At 44.1% G+C, this 24,387-nt stretch carries 26 protein-coding genes and 2 tRNA genes; 20 read left to right on the forward strand and 8 right to left on the reverse strand.

The features are described 5' to 3' along the window. The first annotated feature begins 121 nt into the window (after window positions 1-121). The 7 genes from pstB to KSP24_RS14620 all read left to right on the forward strand — a co-directional run bounded on the left by pstB (window position 122) and on the right by KSP24_RS14620 (window position 7,388). Window positions 122-880: a phosphate ABC transporter ATP-binding protein PstB gene (gene pstB, locus KSP24_RS14590; RefSeq protein ID WP_013370358.1), complete on the forward strand. Its 759-nt coding sequence runs from the start codon at window positions 122-124 to the stop codon at window positions 878-880. A gap of 39 nt (window positions 881-919) precedes the next feature. Next, window positions 920-1,579, forward strand: a complete 660-nt coding sequence (phoU, locus tag KSP24_RS14595) for a phosphate signaling complex protein PhoU (RefSeq protein ID WP_016819636.1) — start codon at window positions 920-922, stop codon at window positions 1,577-1,579. Window positions 1,580-1,754: 175 nt separating this feature from the next. After that, window positions 1,755-4,409, forward strand: a complete 2,655-nt coding sequence (polA, locus tag KSP24_RS14600) for a DNA polymerase I (RefSeq protein ID WP_137078231.1) — start codon at window positions 1,755-1,757, stop codon at window positions 4,407-4,409. Between the two features lie 71 nt (window positions 4,410-4,480). Then, the gene (gene mutM / locus KSP24_RS14605; RefSeq protein ID WP_058829345.1) at window positions 4,481-5,311 is read left to right on the forward strand and encodes a DNA-formamidopyrimidine glycosylase; all 831 of its coding nucleotides are present in this window, start codon (window positions 4,481-4,483) and stop codon (window positions 5,309-5,311) included. Window positions 5,312-5,423: 112 nt separating this feature from the next. Beyond that, a complete protein-coding gene (locus KSP24_RS14610; protein ID WP_216975546.1) occupies window positions 5,424-6,221 on the forward strand; it encodes an MntP/YtaF family protein in 798 nt (265 codons plus the stop codon). A 10-nt stretch (window positions 6,222-6,231) separates the two neighbouring features. Next, window positions 6,232-6,828, forward strand: coding sequence for a dephospho-CoA kinase (gene coaE, locus KSP24_RS14615; RefSeq protein ID WP_013370364.1), 597 nt, complete (start codon window positions 6,232-6,234; stop codon window positions 6,826-6,828). Beyond that, window positions 6,825-7,388: a lytic transglycosylase domain-containing protein gene (locus KSP24_RS14620; protein WP_013370365.1), complete on the forward strand. Its 564-nt coding sequence runs from the start codon at window positions 6,825-6,827 to the stop codon at window positions 7,386-7,388. The genes coaE and KSP24_RS14620 overlap by 4 nt, the downstream gene beginning before the upstream one ends. 118 nt (window positions 7,389-7,506) lie before the next feature. Here KSP24_RS14620 and KSP24_RS14625 read toward each other — a convergent pair whose 3' ends face one another. Beyond that, window positions 7,507-7,731, reverse strand: a complete 225-nt coding sequence (locus KSP24_RS14625; protein WP_013309613.1) for an alpha/beta-type small acid-soluble spore protein — start codon at window positions 7,729-7,731, stop codon at window positions 7,507-7,509. A gap of 105 nt (window positions 7,732-7,836) precedes the next feature. On the opposite strand from KSP24_RS14625, the gene nrdR reads away from it, so the two are divergent. The 5 genes from nrdR (at window position 7,837) to KSP24_RS14650 (ending at window position 10,365) form a co-directional block, all read left to right on the forward strand. Beyond that, window positions 7,837-8,304 (forward strand): transcriptional regulator NrdR, encoded by a 468-nt coding sequence (nrdR, locus tag KSP24_RS14630; RefSeq protein WP_013370366.1) that lies wholly within the window; start codon window positions 7,837-7,839, stop codon window positions 8,302-8,304. A 130-nt stretch (window positions 8,305-8,434) separates the two neighbouring features. Then, a tRNA-Ala gene (locus KSP24_RS14635) sits at window positions 8,435-8,510 on the forward strand. Window positions 8,511-8,521: 11 nt separating this feature from the next. Continuing rightward, window positions 8,522-8,594, forward strand: a tRNA-Lys gene (locus KSP24_RS14640). 427 nt (window positions 8,595-9,021) lie between these two features. After that, window positions 9,022-9,288 carry a CD3324 family protein gene (locus KSP24_RS14645; RefSeq protein WP_216975548.1) on the forward strand — a complete coding sequence of 89 codons (267 nt, stop codon included), beginning with the start codon at window positions 9,022-9,024 and terminating at the stop codon, window positions 9,286-9,288. 150 nt (window positions 9,289-9,438) lie between these two features. Then, a complete protein-coding gene (locus KSP24_RS14650; protein WP_216975549.1) occupies window positions 9,439-10,365 on the forward strand; it encodes a GNAT family N-acetyltransferase in 927 nt (308 codons plus the stop codon). Here the strand turns inward: KSP24_RS14650 and KSP24_RS14655 are convergent. From KSP24_RS14655 to KSP24_RS14665, 3 genes are read right to left on the reverse strand one after another with little or no spacing between them, the layout of a single operon-like run. Beyond that, entirely contained in the window at window positions 10,362-11,366 is a 1,005-nt protein-coding gene (locus tag KSP24_RS14655; RefSeq protein ID WP_216975551.1) for an alpha/beta hydrolase family protein, read from the reverse strand. The two genes, KSP24_RS14650 and KSP24_RS14655, sit on opposite strands and share 4 nt — an antisense overlap. After that, window positions 11,350-12,015 (reverse strand): GNAT family N-acetyltransferase, encoded by a 666-nt coding sequence (locus tag KSP24_RS14660; protein ID WP_216975553.1) that lies wholly within the window; start codon window positions 12,013-12,015, stop codon window positions 11,350-11,352. The genes KSP24_RS14655 and KSP24_RS14660 overlap by 17 nt, the downstream gene beginning before the upstream one ends. Continuing rightward, on the reverse strand, window positions 11,996-12,790 hold the full coding sequence (locus KSP24_RS14665) for a helix-turn-helix domain-containing protein (protein ID WP_216975555.1): 795 nt from the start codon (window positions 12,788-12,790) through the stop codon (window positions 11,996-11,998). The genes KSP24_RS14660 and KSP24_RS14665 overlap by 20 nt, the downstream gene beginning before the upstream one ends. Before the next feature lie 176 nt (window positions 12,791-12,966). On the opposite strand from KSP24_RS14665, the gene KSP24_RS14670 reads away from it, so the two are divergent. From KSP24_RS14670 to KSP24_RS25295, 4 genes are all read left to right on the forward strand, one after another. Then, window positions 12,967-13,845: a radical SAM/SPASM domain-containing protein gene (locus KSP24_RS14670; protein WP_013370372.1), complete on the forward strand. Its 879-nt coding sequence runs from the start codon at window positions 12,967-12,969 to the stop codon at window positions 13,843-13,845. Between the two features lie 230 nt (window positions 13,846-14,075). Next, entirely contained in the window at window positions 14,076-15,053 is a 978-nt protein-coding gene (locus KSP24_RS25285; RefSeq protein WP_254207821.1) for an AraC family transcriptional regulator, read from the forward strand. Further along, window positions 15,032-15,760: an ABC transporter substrate-binding protein gene (locus tag KSP24_RS25290; RefSeq protein ID WP_254207822.1), complete on the forward strand. Its 729-nt coding sequence runs from the start codon at window positions 15,032-15,034 to the stop codon at window positions 15,758-15,760. Before KSP24_RS25285 ends, KSP24_RS25290 begins: the two co-directional genes overlap by 22 nt. Continuing rightward, window positions 15,754-16,056, forward strand: coding sequence for an ABC transporter substrate-binding protein (locus tag KSP24_RS25295; protein ID WP_254207823.1), 303 nt, complete (start codon window positions 15,754-15,756; stop codon window positions 16,054-16,056). The genes KSP24_RS25290 and KSP24_RS25295 overlap by 7 nt, the downstream gene beginning before the upstream one ends. A gap of 124 nt (window positions 16,057-16,180) precedes the next feature. Here KSP24_RS25295 and KSP24_RS14680 read toward each other — a convergent pair whose 3' ends face one another. The 3 genes from KSP24_RS14680 to KSP24_RS14695 all read right to left on the reverse strand — a co-directional run bounded on the left by KSP24_RS14680 (window position 16,181) and on the right by KSP24_RS14695 (window position 19,274). Then, window positions 16,181-17,317, reverse strand: a complete 1,137-nt coding sequence (locus KSP24_RS14680) for a hypothetical protein (RefSeq protein WP_216975557.1) — start codon at window positions 17,315-17,317, stop codon at window positions 16,181-16,183. Between the two features lie 394 nt (window positions 17,318-17,711). Next, complete coding sequence (locus tag KSP24_RS14690) at window positions 17,712-18,524, reverse strand: DNA alkylation repair protein (RefSeq protein WP_216975558.1); 813 nt, start codon at window positions 18,522-18,524, stop codon at window positions 17,712-17,714. Window positions 18,525-18,599: 75 nt separating this feature from the next. Then, complete coding sequence (locus KSP24_RS14695; protein ID WP_216975560.1) at window positions 18,600-19,274, reverse strand: Crp/Fnr family transcriptional regulator; 675 nt, start codon at window positions 19,272-19,274, stop codon at window positions 18,600-18,602. 205 nt (window positions 19,275-19,479) lie between these two features. On the opposite strand from KSP24_RS14695, the gene KSP24_RS14700 reads away from it, so the two are divergent. Next, entirely contained in the window at window positions 19,480-20,562 is a 1,083-nt protein-coding gene (locus KSP24_RS14700) for an ankyrin repeat domain-containing protein (protein WP_216975562.1), read from the forward strand. 87 nt (window positions 20,563-20,649) lie between these two features. Here KSP24_RS14700 and KSP24_RS14705 read toward each other — a convergent pair whose 3' ends face one another. Then, the gene (locus KSP24_RS14705; RefSeq protein WP_058829354.1) at window positions 20,650-21,537 is read right to left on the reverse strand and encodes a LysR family transcriptional regulator; all 888 of its coding nucleotides are present in this window, start codon (window positions 21,535-21,537) and stop codon (window positions 20,650-20,652) included. 126 nt (window positions 21,538-21,663) lie between these two features. Here KSP24_RS14705 and KSP24_RS14710 point away from each other — a divergent pair, with 126 nt between their 5' ends. The 3 genes from KSP24_RS14710 to pfkB all read left to right on the forward strand — a co-directional run bounded on the left by KSP24_RS14710 (window position 21,664) and on the right by pfkB (window position 24,353). After that, complete coding sequence (locus KSP24_RS14710; protein ID WP_040101701.1) at window positions 21,664-22,335, forward strand: O-methyltransferase; 672 nt, start codon at window positions 21,664-21,666, stop codon at window positions 22,333-22,335. A gap of 357 nt (window positions 22,336-22,692) precedes the next feature. Continuing rightward, on the forward strand, window positions 22,693-23,439 hold the full coding sequence (locus tag KSP24_RS14715) for a DeoR/GlpR family DNA-binding transcription regulator (RefSeq protein WP_013370378.1): 747 nt from the start codon (window positions 22,693-22,695) through the stop codon (window positions 23,437-23,439). A gap of 2 nt (window positions 23,440-23,441) precedes the next feature. Beyond that, window positions 23,442-24,353 carry a 1-phosphofructokinase gene (gene pfkB, locus KSP24_RS14720; RefSeq protein ID WP_040101700.1) on the forward strand — a complete coding sequence of 304 codons (912 nt, stop codon included), beginning with the start codon at window positions 23,442-23,444 and terminating at the stop codon, window positions 24,351-24,353. Window positions 24,354-24,387 lie beyond the last annotated feature (34 nt).

The raw sequence follows: 24,387 nt of genomic DNA on the forward strand, positions 1-24,387 counted from the left end.
TACATAACGTTAACAAATCCACCACACTGAATTTACACACAGCTTATATAATCTTCATATTGTGCAAATCAGGTGCAATGCTTGAGGACCATAACTGCAACACGAAGGAGATCATAAATCCATGAATGATTCCGTAATCCGGATTGATAAGTTGAATTTGTATTATGAAAAATTCCACGCGCTGAAACATATAAACCTGGATATTCCTGAAAAAACGGTAACAGCCTTCATCGGCCCATCCGGCTGCGGCAAATCAACATTGCTGCGTACTTTGAACCGGATGAATGACATGATACCGGGAACGCGTATTGAGGGCACCGTGAGCATCGCAGGTCAGGATATATACGGCGATACCATGGAAGTAGAAATGCTGCGCAAACAGGTGGGAATGGTTTTTCAACAGCCTAACCCGTTTCCCAAGTCCATTTATGATAACGTGGCCTACGGCCCGCGGTTGCATGGAATTCGGCAAAAGGACAAGTTAGATGAATTGGTGGAGCAAAGTCTGCGGCAGGCAGCACTTTGGGAAGAGGTTAAAAATTTTCTGAAGCGTTCTGCTCTGAGCTTGTCCGGCGGGCAACAACAACGGCTATGCATTGCCCGGGCGCTTGCTGTACAGCCAGATATTTTACTCATGGACGAGGCGACATCTGCGTTGGACCCGATCTCGACGATGAAAATTGAAGAACTGGTTCAAGAATTAAGAGACACGTATACTATCGTCATGGTGACGCATAACATGCATCAGGCAGCGCGTGTGTCTGGTCGAACTGCGTTCTTTTTGAATGGGGTTGTAGTGGAGGCAGCGGATACTGAGACGATGTTTTCCACGCCACAGGATTCACGTACGGAAGATTATATTTCCGGGCGTTTTGGCTAAAGCCAAATTAATGATTATGCGAGAAGGGGTGACTTCGAAATGATACGTAGAAAAGGTTTTGATGAAGGATTAGAAGAACTGAGAGCCGTACTGCGCGAAATGGGTGCACACGTTTCGAAGGCGCTCGATCAGGCTATTGAATGTTTGCAGACCAAAAATACAGAAATGGCCCAGCAGGTAGTCAAAAATGATGCATCCCTCAATACAATGGAAGAAAATATTCTGGATATGGGCTCCAAGCTCATAATTACCCAGCAGCCGGTAGCGAAGGATTTACGTCGGATCATTGTTGCATTTAAAATTTCCAGTGATTTGGAGCGTATGGGCGATTTGGCACTTGATATTGCCAAGGTCACACTTCGCTTGGAAGGGCAACAGGCGATGAAGCCGTTGGTAGATATCCCACACATGGCTTCCATTGTTAAAGAAATGATCGACAATGCGATCAAATCCTATTTGGATGAAAATACAGATCTGGCCTACAAAATGGCTAAAGAGGATGATCGGGTGGATTCCTTGTACAGCCACATGATCAGTGATCTATACGCTTTTATGGTAGAAAAGCCGGCAGAGGCTTCACAGGCCATGTTGCAATTGCTTGTAGGACGATACATTGAACGTATTGGTGACCATGCCACGAATATCGGTGAAAGCACTGTATATCTCGTGACAGGGGAGAGACCAGATTTGAACCAGTAGAGCGATTGGTATATAGCGGTTGTTTCCAACCCAGACTTGTCTTTGAGCAAAAGGCAAATTTGGCTAGGAAACAGCCGTTTTTTTCTGAAAAAGAGTCTTGTATGTTAATATAGGAAGAGGAATGCGTAAAACGTAAGAACGTTACGAATGCATTGATGAACTTGTGAGGTGCGAAATGGATAAACTCATGCTTATAGATGGTAACAGTATCATATACCGGGCGTTTTTTGCTATGCCGCCGTTGACGAATTCAAGCGGACAGCAGACGAACGCGGTGTATGGATTTACGACAATGTTATTGCGGCTTTTGGAGGAGCACAAACCAACACATATCTTGGTTGCCTTTGATGCTGGTAAAATTACGTTTCGCCATAAAGGGTACGAGGATTACAAAGGTGGACGGGAGAAAACGCCGCCGGAGCTGTCCCAGCAATTTCCGCTGCTGAAAGAGCTATTGACCGCCTTTGGCATTGCCCAATTTGAACTGGATGGCTATGAGGCAGACGATATTATAGGCACCCTGTCCAGAACAGCGGACGAAGCGGGTTTCAATGTGCTGGTTGTGACTGGCGACAAGGACATGCTTCAATTGGCTTCAGACCATGTTACGGTCGGCTTAACCCGTAAGGGGGTTACCGAGGTGGAAACGTACGGACCTGAGCAGATTCAGGAACGTTACGGCTTGAAGCCGCTGCAAATCATAGACCTTAAGGGTCTGATGGGCGATACGTCGGATAACATTCCTGGCATTCCGGGCGTGGGTGAGAAAACAGCGCTCAAGCTGCTGCATCAATATGGTTCAGTCGAAGAGGTGCTGGCGCACACGGATGAGCTGAAGGGCAAAATGAAAGAACGCGTGGAGACACATGCTGACGATGCACGAATGAGCAAGGAATTGGCGACTATTTATCGGGATGTAACGTTGGACAAACAGCTGGAAGATGTAGTTTTCAGCGGGCTGCAGGCTGAGACGGCTGGACCAGCTCTGGCGAAGCTGGAGTTCAAGTCCCTGCTGGAGCGTTTATCCTTATCGGGCGAGGTTGGCAGTGCTGGAGTTGGCGTAGAGGAAGCCGCGGCAGACGTGACTGTGCTGGATGAAGAGCGTATCAGCGAATTGGTAGAAGTGCTGAATAACATAGATGTGCTGCATGTGGAGACGCATGGTGATAATCCGCATCATGCTGAAATTGTAGGCTTAATATTTGCCGCAACGGGGCGGCAGTTCTTTATGACACTGAATGTTCTACAAAGTGATGCAGCTACCCCTATTCGCGAATGGCTTGCCGATCCTGAACGCAAAAAACGCGGTCATGATTTGCACCGTACAGACTTGGCTTTACACTGGCATGGAATTGAGTTTGCCGGAGCCGAATTTGATGTGCAACTGGCCGGATACTTGCTAGACCCGACAGACGCGAATCAGACGTTGAGTGGACTGGCAGCCAAGTATGGCTTGTCATCGATTCGTCCAGATGACGAAGTGTTTGGTAAAGGAGCTAAATATAAAGTTCCTGAAATGGATGTACTATCCGATCATGTGGCACGTAAGGCAGCGGTGATCGAAGCATTGGTACCCGTGCAGCAGGCGGAACTGGAAAAGACGGAAATGCACAAGCTGTTCCATGAGCTGGAGATGCCGTTATCACGCATTTTGGCGGATATGGAGAAGCAGGGGATTTTGGTGAATGTAGAGGAACTGCGCGCTTTGGGTAAAGAATTTGAAGCCCAGATTGCAACGTTGGTGGGTGAGATCTACAGCATTGCAGGGGTAGAGTTCAATCTTAATTCGCCCAAGCAGTTGGGTGAGATTTTGTTTGATAAACTGGGTCTGCCAGTTATTAAAAAGACAAAAACCGGGTACTCGACCGATGCAGAGGTACTGGAAAAGCTTGCTCCATATCATGATATTGTGCAAAATATTTTGCAATATCGCACCATTGCCAAACTCCAATCGACGTATGTCGAAGGATTGCTTAAAGAAATTTCGGAGAAGACAGGTAAAGTGCATACGTATTTCCGGCAGACGGTTGCGGCAACCGGACGCTTGAGCAGTCAATTTCCGAATTTGCAGAATATCCCGATCCGTCTCGAAGAAGGACGCAAAATCCGCAAAGTATTTGTTCCCTCGGAACCGGGCTGGTCGATTTTGGCGGCAGACTATTCACAAATCGAGCTGCGGGTGCTGGCTGATATTTCGGATGATGAGCGTTTGAAAGAGGCTTTTGTCCACGATATGGACATCCATACCAAGACCGCATCCGATGTGTTCGGTGTACCAGCAGAAGCTGTAGATTCCGATATGCGCCGTTCCGCAAAGGCGGTCAACTTTGGGATCGTTTACGGGATTAGCGACTATGGTCTGTCGCAAAATTTGAATATTACGCGGAAGGAAGCGGCTCGCTTTATCGACCAGTATTTTGACGTGTTCCAAGGTGTTCGCCGTTACATGGATGATATTGTGAAGGATGCGAAGAGGGATGGATACGTAAAAACGCTGCTGGAACGCAGACGATATTTGCCTGAGATTAACGCCAGCAATTTCAACCAGCGTTCGTTCGCTGAGCGTACAGCGATGAATACGCCGATTCAAGGTACCGCAGCCGATATTATCAAGCTGGCGATGGTGCAGATGGACGCAGCGCTGCGTGAACGCAATCTTCGCAGCCGCATGCTGCTACAAGTACATGATGAGCTTGTATTCGAGGTTCCGCCTGAGGAAATGGAGACGATGAAAGAGCTTGTCCCGGCTACCATGGAAGCTGCATTAAAATTGGCTGTACCGCTTAAAGCGGAAGTCAGCTATGGCAGCAATTGGTATGAGGCCAAGTAAGATATTTCAATGAGCAGATAGTCCCAATTTGACGTTGCTTCCGTTATAATATAGGGTGAGGTGAAGACATCATGCCGGAATTACCGGAAGTAGAAACCATTAAACGAACACTAAACGAGCTTATCGTTGATAAACATATAGATCATGTAACCGTAAATTTGCCGCGTATTATCCAACGTCCCGATGATATCCACGCATTTGCGATGGAATTGGCCGGCCACCGGATTACAGGAGTGGAGAGACGCGGTAAGTTTCTTCGGATTTTGCTGGACGGGCTGGTGCTTGTCTCCCATCTTCGAATGGAAGGGCGCTATGGATTGTATTCACAAGATGATCCTGTGGAAAAGCATACCCATGTCATCTTTCATTTTAAAGATGGTACGGAGCTGCGTTATCAGGATGTGCGCCAGTTCGGCACGATGCACTTATTTCCGGCAGGACAAGATTTGCTGGAAAAGCCGCTGAACAAACTCGGTTTGGAACCGATGGACGAGGCTTTTACACCTGAAATGCTGCGTGCCGCTGTTGGAACTCGTTCGACTTCGATCAAGGCAGCACTGTTAAACCAGTCATATGTGGTAGGCATCGGGAATATTTATGTAGATGAATCGTTATTTAAGGCAGGGATTCATCCGGCACAGCCAGCCAAAAGCCTAACGGATAGTCAATTTCGCGTACTGCATGAAGCTATTGTCTCCACGCTGGGCGCGTCGATTCAGGTTGGTGGCTCGTCCATCAAATCATTCGTCAACGGACAGGGCAAAACGGGCGATTTCCAGCATCAGTTGCAAATTTATGGACGTAACGCAAAGCCTTGCATGAACTGTGGTACATTGATCGAGAAATCCGTCGTAGCCGGACGTGGCACACATCATTGCCCGGTCTGCCAGCCTTTGCGCTAAACAGGCACAGTCACCCCAAGCCCATCCCTCTCATATATTGTTCCAAGTACCAATACTGCGAAGGAAGTAGGTTGCTGTAAGGCCCAGCCTTCGCAATGGGAGGGAATTTGGAGTGGCAAATCATTGGGGAGCCCTGCTGTTACTGGCATTTGCACTAAGTTTGGACAGTTTCGGAGTCGGTGTTACATATGGTCTGCGCAAAATGAAAATTCCACTATTGTCGATTGCCATCATCTCAGTATGTTCAGGTTTAGTGATCGGCATATCCATGCAGCTCGGCGCATTACTATCTCGTGTCCTGTCCCCTGTATATACGACGGTTTTCGGTGCTGTCATTCTGATCTGTATCGGATGCTACTCTTTGATTCAGGCTCTGCACCGCAAGGAAGATTTGACGGAGGAAGCAGCGGAAGTTCCGGGGAATCTTTGCCTTACGGAACAGGTTGATCCAGGGAATATATCAGCACTTGCGGAGAAAAAAAGTGCAGAGGATGCCAATACAAAGTCTCTAAGCAGCTCAGGAAAAGGCCTACCGACAGAAACCTCTTTGGAGCTACAGCAAGAGGAGCGAACGTTATTTTCGCTGGAGTTCCGCAAATGGGGGCTTGTTATTCGGATTCTTCGAAGCCCATCTGCTGCGGATATGGACCGTTCCGGCAGTATATCTGCTACCGAAGCGGTTTGGTTAGGTATTGCATTATCGGTCGATGCGTTCGGAGCAGGATTAGGTGCAGCCATGCTTGGTTTTCAGCCCCTGTCTACTGCGCTGGCTATTACGTTATTCAGTGGTGTATTTTTAATTGCTGGTATGAAGGCAGGGTTCTTCCTGTCAGCATTTCGATTTATGAAGGCGCTCGGTGTATTGCCGGCATTATTACTCATTATGATGGGCATATTGAAGCTGTTATGAGGTGAAGAGCATGAATATCGGATTAACCGGAGGGATCGCTACCGGAAAAAGCACCGTGTCGGCTCTTTTGGTCGCCAAGGGTGCGCTGCTGATCGACGCAGATGCCATTGCCCGGGAAGTCATGCTTCCGGGGCATCCGGTGCTGGCGGCGGTCATACAGCATTTTGGACAAGCTATAGTGAACAGTGACGGTACCCTGCACCGCAAAAGACTGGGAGAGATTGTATTCGGAGACCCTGTTCAGCGACAGGCACTTAACGATATTACGCATCCTGCTATTCGTGAGGAAATGCGTCTGCGCATGGAAGCTTATGAACGGGAGCAGCCGGACAAGCTTGTTTTGGCAGATATCCCGTTAATGTATGAGTCTGGGCTGGAGAGCCTGTACGAGGAAATTATGGTTGTATATGTACCACGTGATATTCAGCTCCGACGTCTGATGCTTAGAGACGGTCTGACAGAAGAGCAAGCCGAGCTTCGCCTGTCCGCACAAATGGATATCGAGCAGAAAAAAAGTTTGGCTGATATTGTTATTGATAATAGCGGAACACAGACTGAGACGAAGCGGCAAATTGATCAGTTTTGGCAGCGAAAGGGACTTGCATGAACATTTTACGTAAGAAAAGAGTCCTGCTCATTTTGTTTGTCGGATTTGTCCTGATTCTGTTCCTCAATTCCAATTGGATGTCATGGTTTTACCCGATTCAATATAAGGATGAAATTCGGCAATATTCTCAGACGTATGAAGTGGACCCATTTTTGGTGGCGTCTATTATCCGTGTGGAAACAAACTTTAAAACCAGCAAGCAGTCACACAAGGGTGCACTGGGGCTTATGCAGATTATGCCGAATACCGCCAATTGGATTATGGACAGTGCCCAGATTCAGAAGGTCCCGCTGGACAGTGTAAAGCACGAGCCCGGCACCAACATTGAGCTGGGAACCTGGTATCTGCATAACCTGTCTATGAAGTTTCAGGATAATCCTGTGGTCATCGTAGCGGCATACAATGCTGGTCCAGGTAAAGTTAAGGAGTGGCTGGATCAAGGGGTGTGGGATGGCAAAGAAGAGTCCATTAAGCAAATCCCTTTTGGTGAGACACGGCATTATGTACAGCGAGTCATCTACTATTACAGGCAATATACAAAAATTTATAATGAGTTTTAAGTGACAGGTTAATGACAATATGAGCCTTTTCGCTATAAAATGAAAAAAGCGCAGGACAGGCTGTTTTTAGCAGCCTATCCCTACACTTTTTCGTATTACTTCTTGATTATTACCGAGATTATTGGTATTGACCTGCCAATTGTTGTTCGGCGATCGTTACGAGGCGTTTTGTGATGTAGCCCCCGATCGAACCGTTCTCATAGGAAGTCATGTTACCTTGGTATCCATCTTGAGGAATGCTGATACCCAGCTCTTGAGCGATTTCATATTTCATTTGCTCCAGAGCACCGGAGGATCTGCTGACTACCAGGTTGTTGGAGTTGCCATTGTTTCCTTGTGCCATTGTTGTTCACCTCCTCGCGACGTGGTAAACATATTATGATCCGTTTCGACAAAATTATTACTAAAAAGCTTCGGGAATTTATTGGAAAAAGGAAGTGATGAGATTATGAAGTGCCCGTATTGTGCCTACAATGGCACGAAAGTGTTGGATTCGCGACCAGCGAATGATAATAAGTCCATCCGCCGCCGTCGCGAATGCGAACAGTGTGCCAGGCGTTTTACCACCTTTGAAATGGTAGAAGAGACCCCACTGATGGTCATCAAAAAAGATGGCAGCCGTGAAGAGTTTAGCCGTGATAAAATGCTGCGCGGTCTCATTCGTGCCTGTGAGAAGCGTCCAGTATCAGTCGAGCAGCTCGATCTGATCGTATCTCAGGTGGAGAACGCTATTCGCAACACAGCAGCCACAGAGGTGGATAGCCAGCAGATTGGTGAGCTAGTCATGGAACAGCTCTATCCTGTGGATGAAGTCGCCTACGTACGCTTTGCGTCCGTCTATCGGCAGTTCAAAGACATCAATATGTTTATGAAGGAACTGAAAACACTGTTATCCAAAGATACAGACAGCGACTGATCGCTGACTGTATCTTTTTAGGGCCGTGGTGGGAAGAGGATTATATTTTTTTTATAAAAGTATTGACACAGGGTCGAATATTTTATATGATATAGAAGTCGCTTGAAACGTTAATTCATTTACATGTGACGGGGCCTTAGCTCAGCTGGGAGAGCGCATCGCTGGCAGCGATGAGGTCAGGGGTTCGATCCCCCTAGGCTCCACCATAATTTTATATGGACTCTTAGCTCAGTTGGTAGAGCAGTTGACTCTTAATCAATTGGTCCAGGGTTCGAGTCCCTGAGAGTCCATTCTTTAGAAAAAACGGCAGAAATGCCGTTTTTTTTGTTGTTCATAGATCTGTTTCCAGCCTAACCAAGGGCAGGTAAGGGTTGAATGAGCGCTTATCGAGTTTGATTATAAATAGCAACCCATTGTTTGTGAGTGTAACTTTGATCGTTGTTTCAACGCAGTTCGTATTTTACAATAACATGAGTTGAGTTCCTAATCATTGAACTGGACACGAACTGGAAACAGTGAAAACCAGATGATACTTGAGAGGAGGGGGAACGATGTATCCTATCATTGGTTTCGTACTCAATCAGCTCCATGCAAAGCCTGCGGAATAAACAAGGCGAAGCTTGGTGTGGAGCAAATATATTTCGCTTGAAGAATTAGTTGTTTGCAGACGCAGGCTTTGCCCTTAAAATACCAATTTATTTTAAGGAGCGAGCCGAAATGAATTATTTGAAGGCAACTGATTTGCTTCCTGATGATCTACTTAAGGAAGTTCAGCGGTATATACAAGGAGAACTCATTTATATCCCCAATCGTCCGAGTGAGCGCAGGCGATGGGGAGAAAGCTCTGGGGCAGCCCATTATTATCTCATTCGGAACAAAGAGATACGTGCAAAATTCAGTGTGGGAGTGTCCATTGACGAGCTCTCAGAACAATATGGACTGTCTACAGATCGCATTAAGAAAATCGTATATTCAAAAAAATAAAAAATAGGTGCCCACAGAGAAGATCTGTGGGTTTTTGTTATCCACTTTTATAAGTATAACGTTACAAACATTTGATAAAAGAACTTGGCATATATCAGACCTTCCAGAATCATTACAATAAAGTCAATATAGAAGAGCAGGAGGTAAATAATGAAGTATACTCAGAAAAAATTTGAAGCACATGACTTTTTAAGGGTTGGAGATTTTTTGAAACAGTCGCTGAAAAGCAGTCCTGACCTTAAAAATTGGTTCATAGATCGCTGGAATTTCTGTAGATATTGGGGACAAATTATGCACAACACATTTGAAACATGGCCTGAGACTGTTGGAATTTGGGAGGATGAGCATAATGAAATTATTGCTGTTGTTCACCCGGAAGGAGAAGATAACATAGGTGAAGCTTATTTCCAGCTTGCTGATCGTGATTTTTCAAATGAATTTCTAAATGAATTAATAGATTATGCTGAATTGAAATTAGCTTTACATGGTGAGAATGTAGCTACTTTAGATATAATCGTAAACGAGGATGGAGAGCAACTGAAGGAGCTTTTGAAAAAAAGACGGTACATCTTGCAGGATGGGAAAGAAACGACGTCCTATATGAATGTACCGCATGATGTAAAGCTGGAATTACCAAACGGGTTTAGAATCTCGGATGCGAATGAAGTTGGGGATTTTGAAAAAGGATTTGCTCATGGAAGAGCATTCGGGTACTACAAGGGCGATTATCCAGATAATGATGTGGCTGAGCGTTGTTATTTATCATTGAGAAATGCCCCTGATTATATACCGGAATTCGATGTAGTCATCCTAGACACCAATAATGAAGTTGCTTCTTTCACTACTCTCTGGTACGACGAGCTAAATAAAATAGGAATACTGGAGCCTGTAGGTACGATACCGAAGTATAGAAAAATGGGGCTTGGAAAAGCCGTTATTTATGAAGCCATAAAAAGAGTCAAGGACAAAGGTGTAGAAAGAATCTTTGTGGGTTCTGATCAGTCCTTTTATTTTTCGATGGGGTTTTCATTAGCCTATTCCAAAGAAATATGGCAAAAAAAGAATATCATTGTTTAATGCTGACTAACAAAATCAGCGAGAATTTCTAGATAATCATCATTTACCAATTGTCTAGGGGCAAATACGGCTGTTAAGAAAGTTAGGGACTTGGAATGCGCGATTTGTTCATTCATCATGGAATGGTCAGCTTCAGGCAAATGAATGACAGACAGCAGCTCTGCAGATATCTTTTGGCGATATACTCGCTCGGTGTCTTTTACATCTACGTTCATATCTTTTCCAGCCAGAACCAAGAGTACTGGGGATTTTAAGTAGCTTAATTCTTCCGTAGAATCAGAACGAAAATTTTTGCCTATAAAGCTCCATCTTTCTTTGGGAATTATATTCTCAGGATCGGCCATGCTTAGGTACTCTTCATAGGAAGCATGTTTTTTCAGTAGTTGTAGAATCTTTTGGTCGTAGTCCAGTCTCTTTTTAATTTGCTGCGGGCTAGCTCCTTCTTGTTCCAACTCTTTCCTGGTGTTAAATTGCCCTTGTGTAATCCAATTCACGGCCGGCGATACAAGGATGCTGAATGCAATATCATGCTCCTCTTTAACGATTTTCGGAATGACCCAGCCAGCTTGACTGGCTCCCCATAGGCCGATTTTGTGCTTATCAATCATCGGTAAGGTTTTGGCCCAGTCAACTGCATATCGAATCTCCTGTGCCCGGTCCTCCATGCTCTGCTCCAGCCAATTGCCTGGAGCGCCGCTAATACCGGGCTTATTCAGGGATAAGGAAGCATAGCCCTTAGAAGCGAACCTTTCCCACAGTGGTTTGTATCCATCATCATAGGTGTCATTAATTGGACCATCTCCATGGACAAAAACAACCAGTCCAATCTTTCCCGAGTAGTTCTTAGGCAAAACCAGTGTACCTGTTAATACTCCATTGGGAGTCGCAATTTGTATTTTTTCTTCCGTCATCTTGTAGGAATTTTGATATAAAACAATCAATATCAAGGCAACAACCAGACCTGCCACAATACCAAGGGTAAGCCTATATGTTTTTTTCAATGCTGTTCTCTCCTCGATTGCAGTTTCGTTCTTTCCAGCTCATTAGATGCCATACAGGCTCCTTGAACCAAAAATGCCGCCAATAATTATATTGGGACTGCTCTATTTCAAACGCTAGATTGTGGTACAAACGAATAGCCTGCTGGTTCTTATGTGCTACATGAAGTGTCAACGCATGGAAACCGGATTCAACCGTAAACTGCTGTGCGAAAGCTAGAAAACGTCGCCCGATCCCCTGATTGCGATGACTTGAGCGAATCGCCAAATGATCTATGTAACACTCATCTATGGCGGGCTTATATTCCAGCGCATGCATGCCTGTCAAAAATTTAAATACATTAAAGCAGCCAAACTGTTTTATAAGCGGAGCCAAAGAAATGAGATTGGCTATAGGAAGTGAAGAGGAGGGAGCCTTCCATTTGAGCGAAAGGACACCAACAACATCTTCGTTCTCTTTGGCGACAAATTGTTTCATAGATATAGAATTAGCATTTTGAACCCAAACCTGCATTAATAAAGGCTGTATATCTTGATCCTCCAGTGCAACAAGAGCTTGAAATTTTGCTTTAAACGATTCCACTAAGAGCTTACATACGGCTTCATGGTCTTGCTCTTGATAAGCAACAATGTCATAGGATTGTGGACTCATGTAACGTCCTCCTGCTATCAGAAATTTGTACTTGAATCTCATATTGCAGCTCGTTGCTGTCAAATATGGATAGATAGGATTTTTCCACCACAATGATCTTGCTCAAGCATTCATACTGGTGTTGGGTCGCATAATGCTCCAGTTGTTGGACTTGGTGTTCTATCTCAGCGTCTTCAGTGGCGGAGAAATGCTTGTAGAGATAGGTACCTTCTTCCAGAATGTAGTCAGCTGTTCCTGATGTCGTTTCATAGTATAGCTTCACCTGTCCAGAGTCAGATAGATAATGTAGATCATTTTCAAATAATTGTGGCGGGGCAGGCCGCTGTTCAAATAGATTCCTGGCCGTGAGTTCTTGATCACTCTCCAATGCAAACCACAGCTTTAAATGTCGAGTGCCCTGCAGCTTGAGTCGATACTCATTGTTTTGCTGGGTAAGGGTATGATGTTCTTTTAGCACTTTGTGAATAAACTGTTCGAGCAACTTTAAGTTAGCCATTTCATCCTGTACCTTCTGTAACGAATGTTCTAAAAGCTGGTTGTAATCATCGGCAGTGTAGGAAGTCATACATTCTTCAATTTGACCGACAGGGATGTTTAGTTTACGTAGCATTAAAATATGGGAAAGTTGATAAATTTCATGAAGTCCGTACATTCGATATTGATTTTCATCTGTGTATAACGGATAAAGGATCCCCTTTTCCTCAAAATACCGCAGCTGATGTACAGATACATTCATGAGCTGAGCAAGCTGGCTGATCGTTATGTGTTTTTTCAATGACAGGTCTCCTTACTCATAATTGATAATTGAATAACTTCACTATAAACCTTAGGTCAGACCTAAGGTCAATAGAAAATATCCGCAGAGTTTACCTCTCGTTCATAACCCGTTATAATCATAAGATTAGTGAGTATAAACCAATTGTTCAGGATGAAGGTTAGAATGGGGAAATCATGTTGAAGACTTTTAAGAAGGTATACATTGAGATAACAAGCATTTGCAATCTTGCATGCAGTTTTTGCCCTCAGACACAACGTGTCAAAAAATTTATTGATCCGGAAGTCTTTCGGAATGTGCTTGATCAGGTCAAGCCGCATACGGATTACATTTATCTGCATGTAAAAGGAGAGCCTTTGCTCCATCCCAAAATTGATCTTTTGCTGGAGAGTGCGCATGAAAAAGGCTTAAAGGTCAACATTACCACCAATGGTACCTTGCTGCCGAAGACCGGACATAAGCTGCTTGGTCAGCCAGCCTTACGGCAGATGAATTTTTCTCTTCATAGTTTTGACGGGCATGAAGGTTCTGTGGATCGAGAAGGTTATTTGGGTCATATTTTCACGTTTGTCAGAGAAGCTGTGAAGCACAATATCATTATTTCCTTCCGTCTCTGGAATCTGACTCAAGATAATTTGACTAATGTGCAGCGTCAGCGCAACCGGGAGACACTGGAGCAATTGGAGCAAGAGTTTGGGCTGGATTATCGGATTGAGGAAAAAGTAATACCGGGCAGTGGGGTCAAAATCGCTCCTAATGTATATTTGAATCAGGACTACGAATTTGAATGGCCTAGCCTGAGTGCTCCGGAAGATGACGGAAAAGGCTTTTGTCACGCGCTTCGCAGTCAGGCGGCGGTTTTGGTGGATGGAACAGTGGTCCCTTGCTGTCTTGATGGAGAAGGTGTCATTAACTTAGGAAATGTGCATGAGCAAACTTTTTCCGAGATCGTGGAAGGTGAGCGTGCAAACCGTCTGTACTTTGGATTCTCCAGAAGAGAAGCAGTAGAAGAGTTGTGCCGAAAGTGCGGGTATCGCAAACGATTTGGAACCTAATCATAGAGGTGGAACTTTAAGCGACAATAGAATGGATCACAAGAAAGAGAGCCCTTTTACAGGGCTTTTTCTTATATTTGCATAGGGGGATAATCAGCGGCTTTGACGATCTAGAGGAAGTTAGACGTAATGATTGCTTGTGAGAATGATTATCAATTATAATAAATTTATTCTAATAAATTGGGCGGGATAAGCAACACATCGGTTTGGATAGGGGCTGAGTGGTAGTAATGAAGTTGAACGATCACATTGTATTGTGGAATCATGTGTTTATACAGGTGATGGATGTTCGCCATAAGAAAATGGATAAAGGGGAAGAATTGAGGAGCTATAGACTTCCGGTCAGTGCGTTTTTATATACGGTGCGCGGAAGTGCACGAGTATGGCTGGATGACAGTGTTCATAGGGTGGATCGTTTCCATGTCCTGCATGGGGGAAAAGGAATGTGCTTGAGCGTCCTGACAGAGGATGTGCTTGAATATTATATCATTCTGTACAAGGCAACTTTGGCCCTGCCCAGTCGTAAGGAGCTTGTACAATTGCTGGAAAGGGAAAATCCTTTTCAGAATCAGCATGCTTTCGCACCTCACTACCCGCTGCCCCTGTATGATAAAGTGAAGCTGTTGGAGCAAGAATGGCATAAGGGATCGGGACTTGGTAAACTGCATGTCAAAGCTTTGTTTCATCATTTTGTATTCGAGTTGTTACACCAACTGGATCGACAAGGTATTCAGCCCCTTAAGCCTGACTTGGTAGCGCAAGCTGTAACCTATATTCGTGAGCATTTTAGTCGGCCTATAACACTAGAATCTATTGCGGAGGACCTAGAGTGCAGTACCGGACATTTATCAAGGCTGTTCAAAAGTAAAATGCATACCAGTCCAATTCATTACTTGGGTCAGATACGGGCGAATCGGGCGGCAGAGCTGCTAATGCAGACGGATGCCACTTTGCAGGAGATCGCAGAGCGTGTGGGATATCCAGATGCGCATTCATTAAGTCGCAGCTTCAAGAAATATAAGGGACTATCTCCTATACGATTCAAAAAAGGACGGCAGCAGCATATCCAGGGACAAGATCAGGTATGCCCCAAACGAAGCTTAAATATGCCCTTCAGCGGACAGCCTTCACACGTTATACTGATATTGATTATCAATATCGGTATCATGCGGAAGGGGATTTTTTCATGCACGGTAGAGGCAAAATGACGGCTATGATGATCATGTTGTGCTTATCATTGATGCTGGGGGCCTGCTCAGCTTCGACGAATACACATGGAAGCTCGCAGACGAAGGCTAATCATACAGTGGCAACATCTAACAGCGATGGACAAGCGGCAGTACAAACGCAGACAAGAACGGTTAAGACACTAAAAGGCGATGTAGAAGTACCTGCAAACCCGAAACGAGTGGCATCGGATCAGTATATGGGTCATCTTTTAAAACTGGGGATTATTCCAGTAGGGGTCAGAAGCTATATGCTTAATGAGGCTTGGATTGATCCATCGGGATATCCCAAGGAGAAGTTAGCCGGAATCAAAGATCTCGGGGATTTTCCTATGGATTTGGAGGAACTGACCGTTCTGCAACCCGATTTAATTATCGGCTCAATTGAAAAGAACATCGACAGCTACCAAAAGATAGGAACGACTGTGTTCCTGCCGTATTGGGAGGGTGAATCTACAGCGGGACCACTGGATAAATTCCGCAGAATCAGTGAAATTTTTGGCAAACAGAAAGAAGCCGAGCAGTGGATCGCTGAATATGAGAAGAAAGTTGCAGAGGCCAGAACCAAAATTGACGGTATCATTAAAGATGGAGAGATGGTTTCGATCGTACAAGTCGCCATAAATCCATATATGTTTTGGCGGCGAAAGGCGGCAACTACGGAAGCCCAACCATATATCAAATGCTAAAGCTGCCACCCACAAAGAAAGCATTGAATATGAAAGAGGGATTTGAAAATATTTCACTTGAGGTTTTACCCGAGTATATGGGAGATCATATTTTTGTATATGGCTCAAAAGATGAGGGGGCCAATCAGATCCTGCATAGTGAGCTATGGAAAGGTCTTCCGGCTGTAAAAAAAGGACAGGTGTACATGTACGGTTCATTCAGCAATAAAGGGGATGAGTTTGTGATGGAAGACCCCTATTCGCTGGAGCTTCAACTGGATACCATAGTTAATCTCTTATTAGCCCACAAAAAATAAAGGAAATACAAGTAACATCTTTGTATACTAATTGGGAGAAGCTTTAAGACTTCAATCTGCGAAAGTCATATAGAAAAATCCGCTTCACACAAGATTCCTAAGTGTTTGGCGGATTTTGTTATGTCTATATTTCTTCTTCTCTATATGTTTTGGTATATCTTTGAAATTCAGATTTTTGATCATCGTAATAATCTGCTCTTGTCCACAAAATAATTTGAGAGAACGAATCGGTATGCTCCAAATAAGTGATTAAATATACAACTTTCACTTTATCGCTCTCTGTCCATACTTCGTATTGCAAACCTTGATTCCCGTTAATATTGACCTTTATTGGTCCCGTCAATATTATCCCTTTTCCAGACCTTTTAAGTACTAATTGAGCTGAAAACTCAGCGTATTCTTTTAATGTGATCATTGAGGATTTCTCATAAGGCAGTTCAGATTTCCAATCCTTGATGACCGCCATGTACGCATCGTTTTTTTCATACCAGGCTTGAATTAATGCATCTGGATTAAGAATTAAACCAGACTTCCATACATAAGGGAGACGGATTCGTTGCTGGGCATCTTCGCTTTTAAAAGTTTTTAAAATAGTTGTTGAACGAAGATCAGGCTCAACTTGTGAATCGCTTAATATTTTCAAGGAGCTGGCTATTGTCGCAAATTCGTGATGTTTTTCTATAGCTGAGCCTCCCCTTGAATAGATCAATACTTGAAGATAATGCTGTTTGCTCTCAAACATGGCACTGAAGTAATAGACCTGTTGGCCCTTGAAATTCCCACTATAATCGGCTGTTCTGGCGGTTGTGGAATCAATCTGGATTGGGTTAGTATCCACAGCCTTAAAGTTTTCTAGGCCCAGTGAGGAGATTTCTTCACGTTGCTGTACGAATTCGTCGAGCGTCATATTATTTGCAAAAGCAGACTTGGGGACACGGAAAACCAGACCTACGTTCTTTTTTTCTTTGTCACAAACACTAAGCACCGAATCCAGTTGTCCTTGTTTAAATTTACGCCAGCCAGCGGGAATGGTGAGAGCCACAAGATCCTTATCCGAGGTAACGGTATGAGCCGACGACTCTGTAACGTGTGGGACAGGCTGACTTTCTTTGTCCACAACGGCTGTATTATGAGTCGTATTGTCTACATTAGAATTCGTGTGGACTGTAGTTACAGCATTTTTGGAATTGCAACTGGTAAGAATGAATAGTGCTATAAGTGTAACAATATAAAATCGAAAATAGGCAAAACTGAATTGCATGGAAATAACTCCCTCTGTTTCATATTTATAAAGGGAATTTTACCCTTTTATAAAATCATAAAAAAGAGGCGTTTGTCCTGTTTTACGTAGCTCAGTCGTTTATTGTGGTCGTCACTGTGACGTTGTTGACAGAAGTTGAGGAAGCGCTGGTGTTAAAATTGATCACCTCAACAACTACGGTAGCGCCAACTAATAAGCCAGTATATATGATTAGATTAGTAGGAGAAAGTGTCGTTAACCCGTCTCGCTGCAACGTTCCCAGATACAACACTGTCAGCTTCCAGATAGATTCGGATAATAGACATAGGAATTCCTCCACTCCTAATATTCCAGATGTATCTCATAGTCTATGTGAATATTTTAGATATGGATTGGATGGGGAGGAGTCTTCGATTTATTTCATTTTGTTCAAGCTTCTTTGGGCCCGAGTTACTATTCGCTTCGTTTCCTTTGTATCAGAAGTCATCAGCCATGTATCACAAACCTGAGTTACCCATTCCGGGTTAGTTTTGCTGGCATCATTCAGCCAATTGCCCACCGAGTCTTGAACATATTTGACTGGGTCGGATTGAACCGCTTCCAAAAGTGGAAGGGCCAGCTCGGGATGTTCTTTTAGTTCAGGGATATGCTTGGCCCAAACGCCTTGTGGCCGGGTTAATTCAATAGCAAAACGACGTATGTTAGCATCCTCATTTCGCACCCAGCTGTTTAACAGCGCAAGCGCCTCATCCAGTTGCAAGAATATAGGTTCTCTCATTGCCATCCAGGCTATTTCACGTACTCCGAAATGGGAATCCGCTGCAAATGGTCGAATGCCAGCTAATTTTTCTTCTAGACTTAAACGGGAATCAATCCCGATGATGTAGGCAGCCCAGCAGCGAATGCTGTCTGAAAGATGGGAGGCCATCGCGTCAAAGAGTCGAGTACGTTCTTCTAGCGCTTGTTGCTCAAACACATGAAGCCACGCTTGTGCTATTGCGGGTATCATTTTCATGATCTTTTTTTCCTTCAGATGATCCAATTCAGTCAAGAAGACATTGAATGATCGCTGCAATCCAAACTCATCCAGAGCGTTCTGCAGAAGAACAACATGATCCACAGCCAGCCATTCGGTAAGATTCACGGTCTCAAGCTGTCCCTGCTGTAGCAGTTGAAGTACATCAGTAGGGATATCTGTTCCTTTGCGAGCTCCTTTGCGGTGTAACATTTCATCACTCCATATCGTATATTTGCTGGTAGGTATACGATAATTCTTTTGTCAGGAGGAAAGATGTAATGTAGCTTACAACTTGGCTAGCTTTTGGCGATAGATGTAAATTGTCTTAAAACCGGTTTTAATGGCCTTTTCTTTGACAAGCTCCTGTAGAGCGGTTGTTACAGCTTCACGGGTGGCCCCAACCAAATTCGCTATTTCCTGGTGAGAAAGCGGAAAATCAATTTTATAATACTCATCATGACTTTGAAGGGCAAATTGATCACATAATTTTAAAAGAACATACATAATTTTATCCTGTAAATTCCCCAAAGCCAGATGCTGGGCTAAACTGCTCATTCCTGAGATCCGGTCACTTAGTACCTGAATCATGTTCACCATAAACCGGGGATGCTGGATTAAAAAATGTTCAAATCGGTCTGTGTCCATCAAGCAGATATCGCATTCTTCTATCGTTTCTATGTACATGTCCCGTGTCCCCAGCGAAATCATGTCCATTTCACCGAATACATTTCCCTCACTGAGAATATCCAAAGTGAACTGCTTCCCATCGGCATTCAGCTTGTAGAGACGTACCTTTCCCCTTTTCACAAAATAAAGCCCCTTGGAGAAGGTATCCGGGGTTTGAATAAATGTGTTTTTTTGTATAGTCGTAATAGAGGTCATTTGATCCATTTCAATCAAATCTTCTCGTGAGAGACTATGTAGCAAATTGAATTGGGATAAGTATTGAATGCTATTCATATGTTCTCCTTTTCGTTGCATCGAGTATACAGAATCATAATACTATACAATTATAGCTTCTCTAAGGTACTTTCACCTATACTACTCACTTGTTTGCATTAAAAGTGAGCAAATAAACTGGGAAGTCAGGCGGATTTATGTAAAGGGGAGATTGGTATAAAATAGATTTACATGATAATAGATACATAAAGAGTGAGGGTATACAATGATCCAATTAAAAGATATTGGCAAATTTGACGTTCTTCCCGAAATCGCAATGCATATTGTAGAAGGCAATATATCGGCATTACGCCAAGCGCTGACCGAAGGCTGGGATATAGAACAAGAAATTAAACTCAGCAAACATACGACGTTAAGTCCATTAGACCTTGCGCTTATTTCTCAGCGAATGGACGTGTTAAAGCTGTTGGTGGAGCAGGGAGTTCAACTCAATGCAAAAGATCGCCCTGCATTTTTAACAGCTGTTCGCTACTGCTCAGAAGAGATTGTCCGCTATGTGGTGGCCCATGGTGCCAAGCTGGACGGAAAAAACCAAGTCAAATCTGGTGCCTATGAGCAAGCCTATTATGGCAATAAAAAGAATATCCCGCTGATTCACGAACTTGGCCTCGATATAAAGCAGCATGGGGGAGCAACGCTGCGCAACGCAGTTAGTAACCATGACCTGAACACTGTAGCACTACTGTTGGAGCATGGTGCAGATATTAATTACAATGCCTCTGATATGGTGTATCCCTATAAAGCGACTCCTATAACTGTAGCAGCACGAAATAATGATTTTGCGATGGTTAAGTACCTGGTAGAGCATGGTGCTGACGTGACACTGGCAGAAAAAGGTGGAGATCGGGCATATACGATTGCTGTTAGCAATAAGAACGTGGAAATGGCCGAATATCTAAAGTCTGTGGAACCGCCAGCGTTTCATAATCTGGAGAATAAACAATATGCTTTAAAAAGCTACAAGCTTCCTAAGGATCTTACAGCCTTTCTAATGGGAGACCAGCGCCGTGTAGACCTGCCAGAAAATGATTTGGGTATCCAATTTGTTGAGTTCTTCTCTTTCATAGATACGGTTGAGATGAAAGTAGGTCGACAAAAGCTGTTGCGTTTGTCTCTAGAAGTAGATAACTATTCGGATATCCTTTTGGTGTGGAATCCCAAGCACAAGTGTCTGGGCTATTACGATGAAGAGCATCAGGAATATGCGGATGTATGCAGCTTTGCTGAGTTTCTTGCGCAGCCAGGAGATTACCTGGAGAAGATGATTGAGGGTGAATATTTATCATAACAAGGTGAGCCATGAATGCGGTATGCACGCAGTCATGGCTCTTGTTATTAAAAGAAGGCGCAAGTGTACACAGGTATCCCATGCTTATCAAGAATGATTGCGAATAAGCTGGATGAAATTCTGGGTAGCCGCTGATAGTGGCTCATTTTTGCGAGTACAAATAGCGATTGAATTGAGAAGCTGGACACCCTCCACATATACCCGGCATAGCTCACCGCGTTCTACATATTCACGCACGACTAGTGAGGACACAAAGTTTGCACCATAACCGGCAATCACTGCGGTAATCGCCTCATGCAGCCCTGTGAAGTTAAGTGTGACTTTGGGAGCAGGGGCATTGTAGGTTCGACATAAGGAAAACAATCTCTCTCGTGTCGAGCTTCCCTTCTCACGCATAACAAAGGGCTCCTGCATCATTTGCAATAATGAAACCTGCTGATTCGCATACCGATGATCCGGCGCTACTACAAACCATAGCTCATCACGAAACAATTCTTCGGTCTGAATCGTATCGGAGTACTGCTCAGGCAGTCCTCCATAGATCGCCAAATCTACTTCGATATTCAATAGCTGCTGCAAGGCATCATTGGAGTTCGTGGTATGAATCGTCATTTCAACTTGTTCATATTGCTGTTTGAATTTTGCGATCCAGGCCGGAATGAGAAAATGAGCCGGTAAATAAGTAGCAGCCAGCCGAATATGACCATGGGCTCCGTCACGATAATCCTGCGAAAATTGTTCGATTTGCTGTTCGACAGCAAAAAGCCGTTTGGCGAGAACAGCAAGCTTTTCACCAGCATCGGTTAAGGTAATCCCTCTTCCCATGGGCACGAGCAGTGTGAGGGATATTTCTTTTTCGAATTTTTTAATCTGGGCTGTTATCGCAGGTTGGCTAATATTTAATAGTTCAGAGGCACGTGTCACACTCCTTGTAGAGGCGACCACGTGAAATAAGCGTAATGCATGCAGGTTCAAGACCGGACTCCTTTCTAATTAACTCATACATTTAAATTATGAATAGAGTAAAAACATATATTATTTTTATAATAGTAATTCATTTACAATCAAATTGTAAGTTAAAGCCAAAGGAGAGTGGAGCAAATGCATTCAACGAATACGTGGGAACAAGTAGATCATTATATCTCGGAGCGTCTTATTCCGCATGATGCTGTCTTGGAAAAGGTATTGGCAACTAACCAACAGGCAGGATTACCTCCGCATGATGTGTCGCCTAATCAGGGAAAGCTATTAAATATCTTAGCTCAAATGCAAGGTGCACGACGTGTGTTGGAGATTGGTACCTTGGGAGGCTACAGTACAATCTGGCTGGGTAGGGCGTTGCCGACAGATGGAAAAATAGTTACGCTGGAAGCCCATCCGGTTCATGCTAAAATCGCTCGGTCGAATATATCGTTGGCTCAGTTGGATGGAATGGTGGAACTTCGAGAGGGAGACGCATTGGAGCAGTTGACACAAATGAAGGATGAGAGCGTTGCACCTTTTGATCTCATTTTTATTGATGCGGATAAACCCAATAATCCATTATATCTAGAGTGGGCACTTCGTTTTTCACGTTCTGGCACCGTTATTATCGGGGACAATGTTGTCCGTGAAGGGGAGATCATTCAAGCTTACAGCACAGACCCTCGTGTGCAGGGCGTAAGAAAGTTTTATGATTTGCTGGCTGAGGAATCGAGAATTACAGCTACAGCCATTCAGACCGTGGGGAGCAAGGGATATGATGGTTTCGTTATTGGAATCGTTAAGGAGTGAGTGTCAGGGACGTTAAGCGTCCAAAGAGCTAAATACTGAGGACGAAGTCCTGGTGATTAGCTCTTTTCTGACTAAATAAGGTTGGGACGAATGGTACGTAGAATGGTAAAATATTACTAATTGAAGTGTCAGAACGTTTTTGAACGTTTACTGCTGAATTTCCATGTAAGAAGAATGAATTTACATAAAAGCAGATGAAATTTCTTTAAAATGTAAACGCAATCATGCTGATTAGAGTAGGAATTCACCATTTTGTAAAAAAATGAAGTTGGAATGAATTTTTTTGAATCTTTTTGAAGAAAAATGATTGTTTTTTGCTAGGTTTGTGGTACGATAAGAACAGTTGGGGGAATGAAGATGCTGACGGAAGAAAGATACAAGTTAATAATACAGCGCTTACAAGAGCGTGGTGTTGTAAAGTTGCAGGAATTGGCTGATCTCTTGGGAGCTTCTGAGTCAACGATTCGGCGTGATTTGATAGATCTTGAAGGCCGTCAGTTGTTAAAGCGGATTCATGGAGGGGCAACCTTGCTGAATCAGAAAAGTCAGGAACCCGGCATGGAAGAAAAAACGTTCAAAAACGTTCAACAAAAAAACGCAGTCGCCCGTATGGCAGCTAAAGAAATTTTGGATGGTGAATGTATCTATCTGGATGCGGGAACAACAACGATGGCGATGATTCCTTACATTGAAGCTAAAGACGTGACGGTCGTGACGAATGGTCTCTCCCACGTAGAAGCACTGGTAAGCAAACGAATTAGAAGCTATCTACTGGGAGGGATGATGAAAATTCATACCAAAGCCGTAATCGGGAGTATTGCCCTACAGAATCTGGACAATTTTCGATTCGACAAGTGCTTTCTGGGAACGAACGGGGTAGATGTTGAGATGGGGTATACAACTCCTGATCCTGAAGAGGCGCTGATCAAGCGGCGCGCCCATCAGCTGTCCGGCAAAACATATGTGTTGGCCGATTCCAGCAAAATTGGAGAAGTAACGTTCGCCAAATTGTTCGATCTCAAGGAAGCTATCCTTATTACTGAATCGGTGCCAGAACGTTCACGCCGATCCATAGCTCAGAAAACTAAGATAATCGAGGGATAACAATGATATATACAGTAACACTGAACCCTTCCATTGATTACATCGTGGAAGTTGACGATTTGAAGCTCGGTGATTTGAACCGGATGAAACGTGATCTAAAACTGCCAGGGGGCAAGGGAATTAATGTATCACGTATTTTGAACCAGCTGGGAGCAGACAGCACGGCGATTGGTTTTCTCGGAGGGTTCACAGGCAGGTTTATCGACGATACATTGCGGGAAGAATCCATTAAAACTGATTTTGTAATGATCGAAGATGATACACGGATCAATATTAAGCTCAAGCATGGTGATGAAACAGAAATTAACGGTTTGGGACCTGTGATTCGTGAGCAAGAGGCCGATGCATTGGTACAAAAGCTGGCGGGTCTCCAGAAAAATGACATTGTCGTCTTGTCGGGAAGTATCCCGCCATCTCTTGGAGGAGACTTCTATGAGCGATTGATTCGCGTGTGTCAGGACACCGGGGCTGAATTCGTCATCGACACCACAGGTGAAGCGCTGATGAAGGCTTTGGTTCATAAGCCGCTGCTCATTAAGCCCAATCATCATGAGCTGGCTGAGTTGTTTGGCGTAACTATTCATTCAGAGGAGGAGATTGTCACTTACGGTCGTAAACTGCTGGAAGCAGGTGCAAAAAATGTACTCATTTCCATGGCAGGAGAAGGGGCTTTGTTCATTACGGCAGATGAAGTGTATCACGCAAATGTACCAGCAGGAACGGTGAAAAATTCTGTAGGCGCAGGTGATTCTATGATTGCTGGATTCGTGGGTACGCTGGCTCTTCAAGGCGATCCGATCGAAGCCTTCCGTGCAGGAGTGGCATCCGGAAGCGCAACTGCGTTCTCCGATGATCTGGCTACAAGAGAGAAAATTGAACAATTACGGCCGCAAGTCACGATTTCAAAACGGTAATCCGGCTGCATCATGAGCTTATTATGCGTGTGTC

This window comes from Paenibacillus sp. AK121, from assembly GCF_019042715.1.
GTDB classification, from domain to species: domain Bacteria; phylum Bacillota; class Bacilli; order Paenibacillales; family Paenibacillaceae; genus Paenibacillus; species Paenibacillus polymyxa_C.

Excerpts from the sequence above, each read along its gene's own strand:
- pstB (WP_013370358.1), top strand. The coding sequence starts at position 122 with ATGAATGATTCCGTAATCCGGATTGATAAGTTGAATTTGTATTATGAA.
- phoU (WP_016819636.1), top strand. The coding sequence starts at position 920 with ATGATACGTAGAAAAGGTTTTGATGAAGGATTAGAAGAACTGAGAGCC.
- polA (WP_137078231.1), top strand. The coding sequence starts at position 1,755 with ATGGATAAACTCATGCTTATAGATGGTAACAGTATCATATACCGGGCG.
- mutM (WP_058829345.1), top strand. The coding sequence starts at position 4,481 with ATGCCGGAATTACCGGAAGTAGAAACCATTAAACGAACACTAAACGAG.
- coaE (WP_013370364.1), top strand. The coding sequence starts at position 6,232 with ATGAATATCGGATTAACCGGAGGGATCGCTACCGGAAAAAGCACCGTG.
- KSP24_RS14620 (WP_013370365.1), top strand. The coding sequence starts at position 6,825 with ATGAACATTTTACGTAAGAAAAGAGTCCTGCTCATTTTGTTTGTCGGA.
- KSP24_RS14625 (WP_013309613.1), bottom strand. The coding sequence starts at position 7,731 with ATGGCACAAGGAAACAATGGCAACTCCAACAACCTGGTAGTCAGCAGA.
- nrdR (WP_013370366.1), top strand. The coding sequence starts at position 7,837 with ATGAAGTGCCCGTATTGTGCCTACAATGGCACGAAAGTGTTGGATTCG.
- KSP24_RS14645 (WP_216975548.1), top strand. The coding sequence starts at position 9,022 with ATGAATTATTTGAAGGCAACTGATTTGCTTCCTGATGATCTACTTAAG.
- KSP24_RS14650 (WP_216975549.1), top strand. The coding sequence starts at position 9,439 with ATGAAGTATACTCAGAAAAAATTTGAAGCACATGACTTTTTAAGGGTT.
- KSP24_RS14660 (WP_216975553.1), bottom strand. The coding sequence starts at position 12,015 with ATGAGTCCACAATCCTATGACATTGTTGCTTATCAAGAGCAAGACCAT.
- KSP24_RS14670 (WP_013370372.1), top strand. The coding sequence starts at position 12,967 with ATGTTGAAGACTTTTAAGAAGGTATACATTGAGATAACAAGCATTTGC.
- KSP24_RS25285 (WP_254207821.1), top strand. The coding sequence starts at position 14,076 with ATGAAGTTGAACGATCACATTGTATTGTGGAATCATGTGTTTATACAG.
- KSP24_RS25290 (WP_254207822.1), top strand. The coding sequence starts at position 15,032 with ATGCACGGTAGAGGCAAAATGACGGCTATGATGATCATGTTGTGCTTA.
- KSP24_RS25295 (WP_254207823.1), top strand. The coding sequence starts at position 15,754 with ATGCTAAAGCTGCCACCCACAAAGAAAGCATTGAATATGAAAGAGGGA.
- KSP24_RS14680 (WP_216975557.1), bottom strand. The coding sequence starts at position 17,317 with ATGCAATTCAGTTTTGCCTATTTTCGATTTTATATTGTTACACTTATA.
- KSP24_RS14690 (WP_216975558.1), bottom strand. The coding sequence starts at position 18,524 with ATGTTACACCGCAAAGGAGCTCGCAAAGGAACAGATATCCCTACTGAT.
- KSP24_RS14695 (WP_216975560.1), bottom strand. The coding sequence starts at position 19,274 with ATGAATAGCATTCAATACTTATCCCAATTCAATTTGCTACATAGTCTC.
- KSP24_RS14700 (WP_216975562.1), top strand. The coding sequence starts at position 19,480 with ATGATCCAATTAAAAGATATTGGCAAATTTGACGTTCTTCCCGAAATC.
- KSP24_RS14710 (WP_040101701.1), top strand. The coding sequence starts at position 21,664 with ATGCATTCAACGAATACGTGGGAACAAGTAGATCATTATATCTCGGAG.
- KSP24_RS14715 (WP_013370378.1), top strand. The coding sequence starts at position 22,693 with ATGCTGACGGAAGAAAGATACAAGTTAATAATACAGCGCTTACAAGAG.
- pfkB (WP_040101700.1), top strand. The coding sequence starts at position 23,442 with ATGATATATACAGTAACACTGAACCCTTCCATTGATTACATCGTGGAA.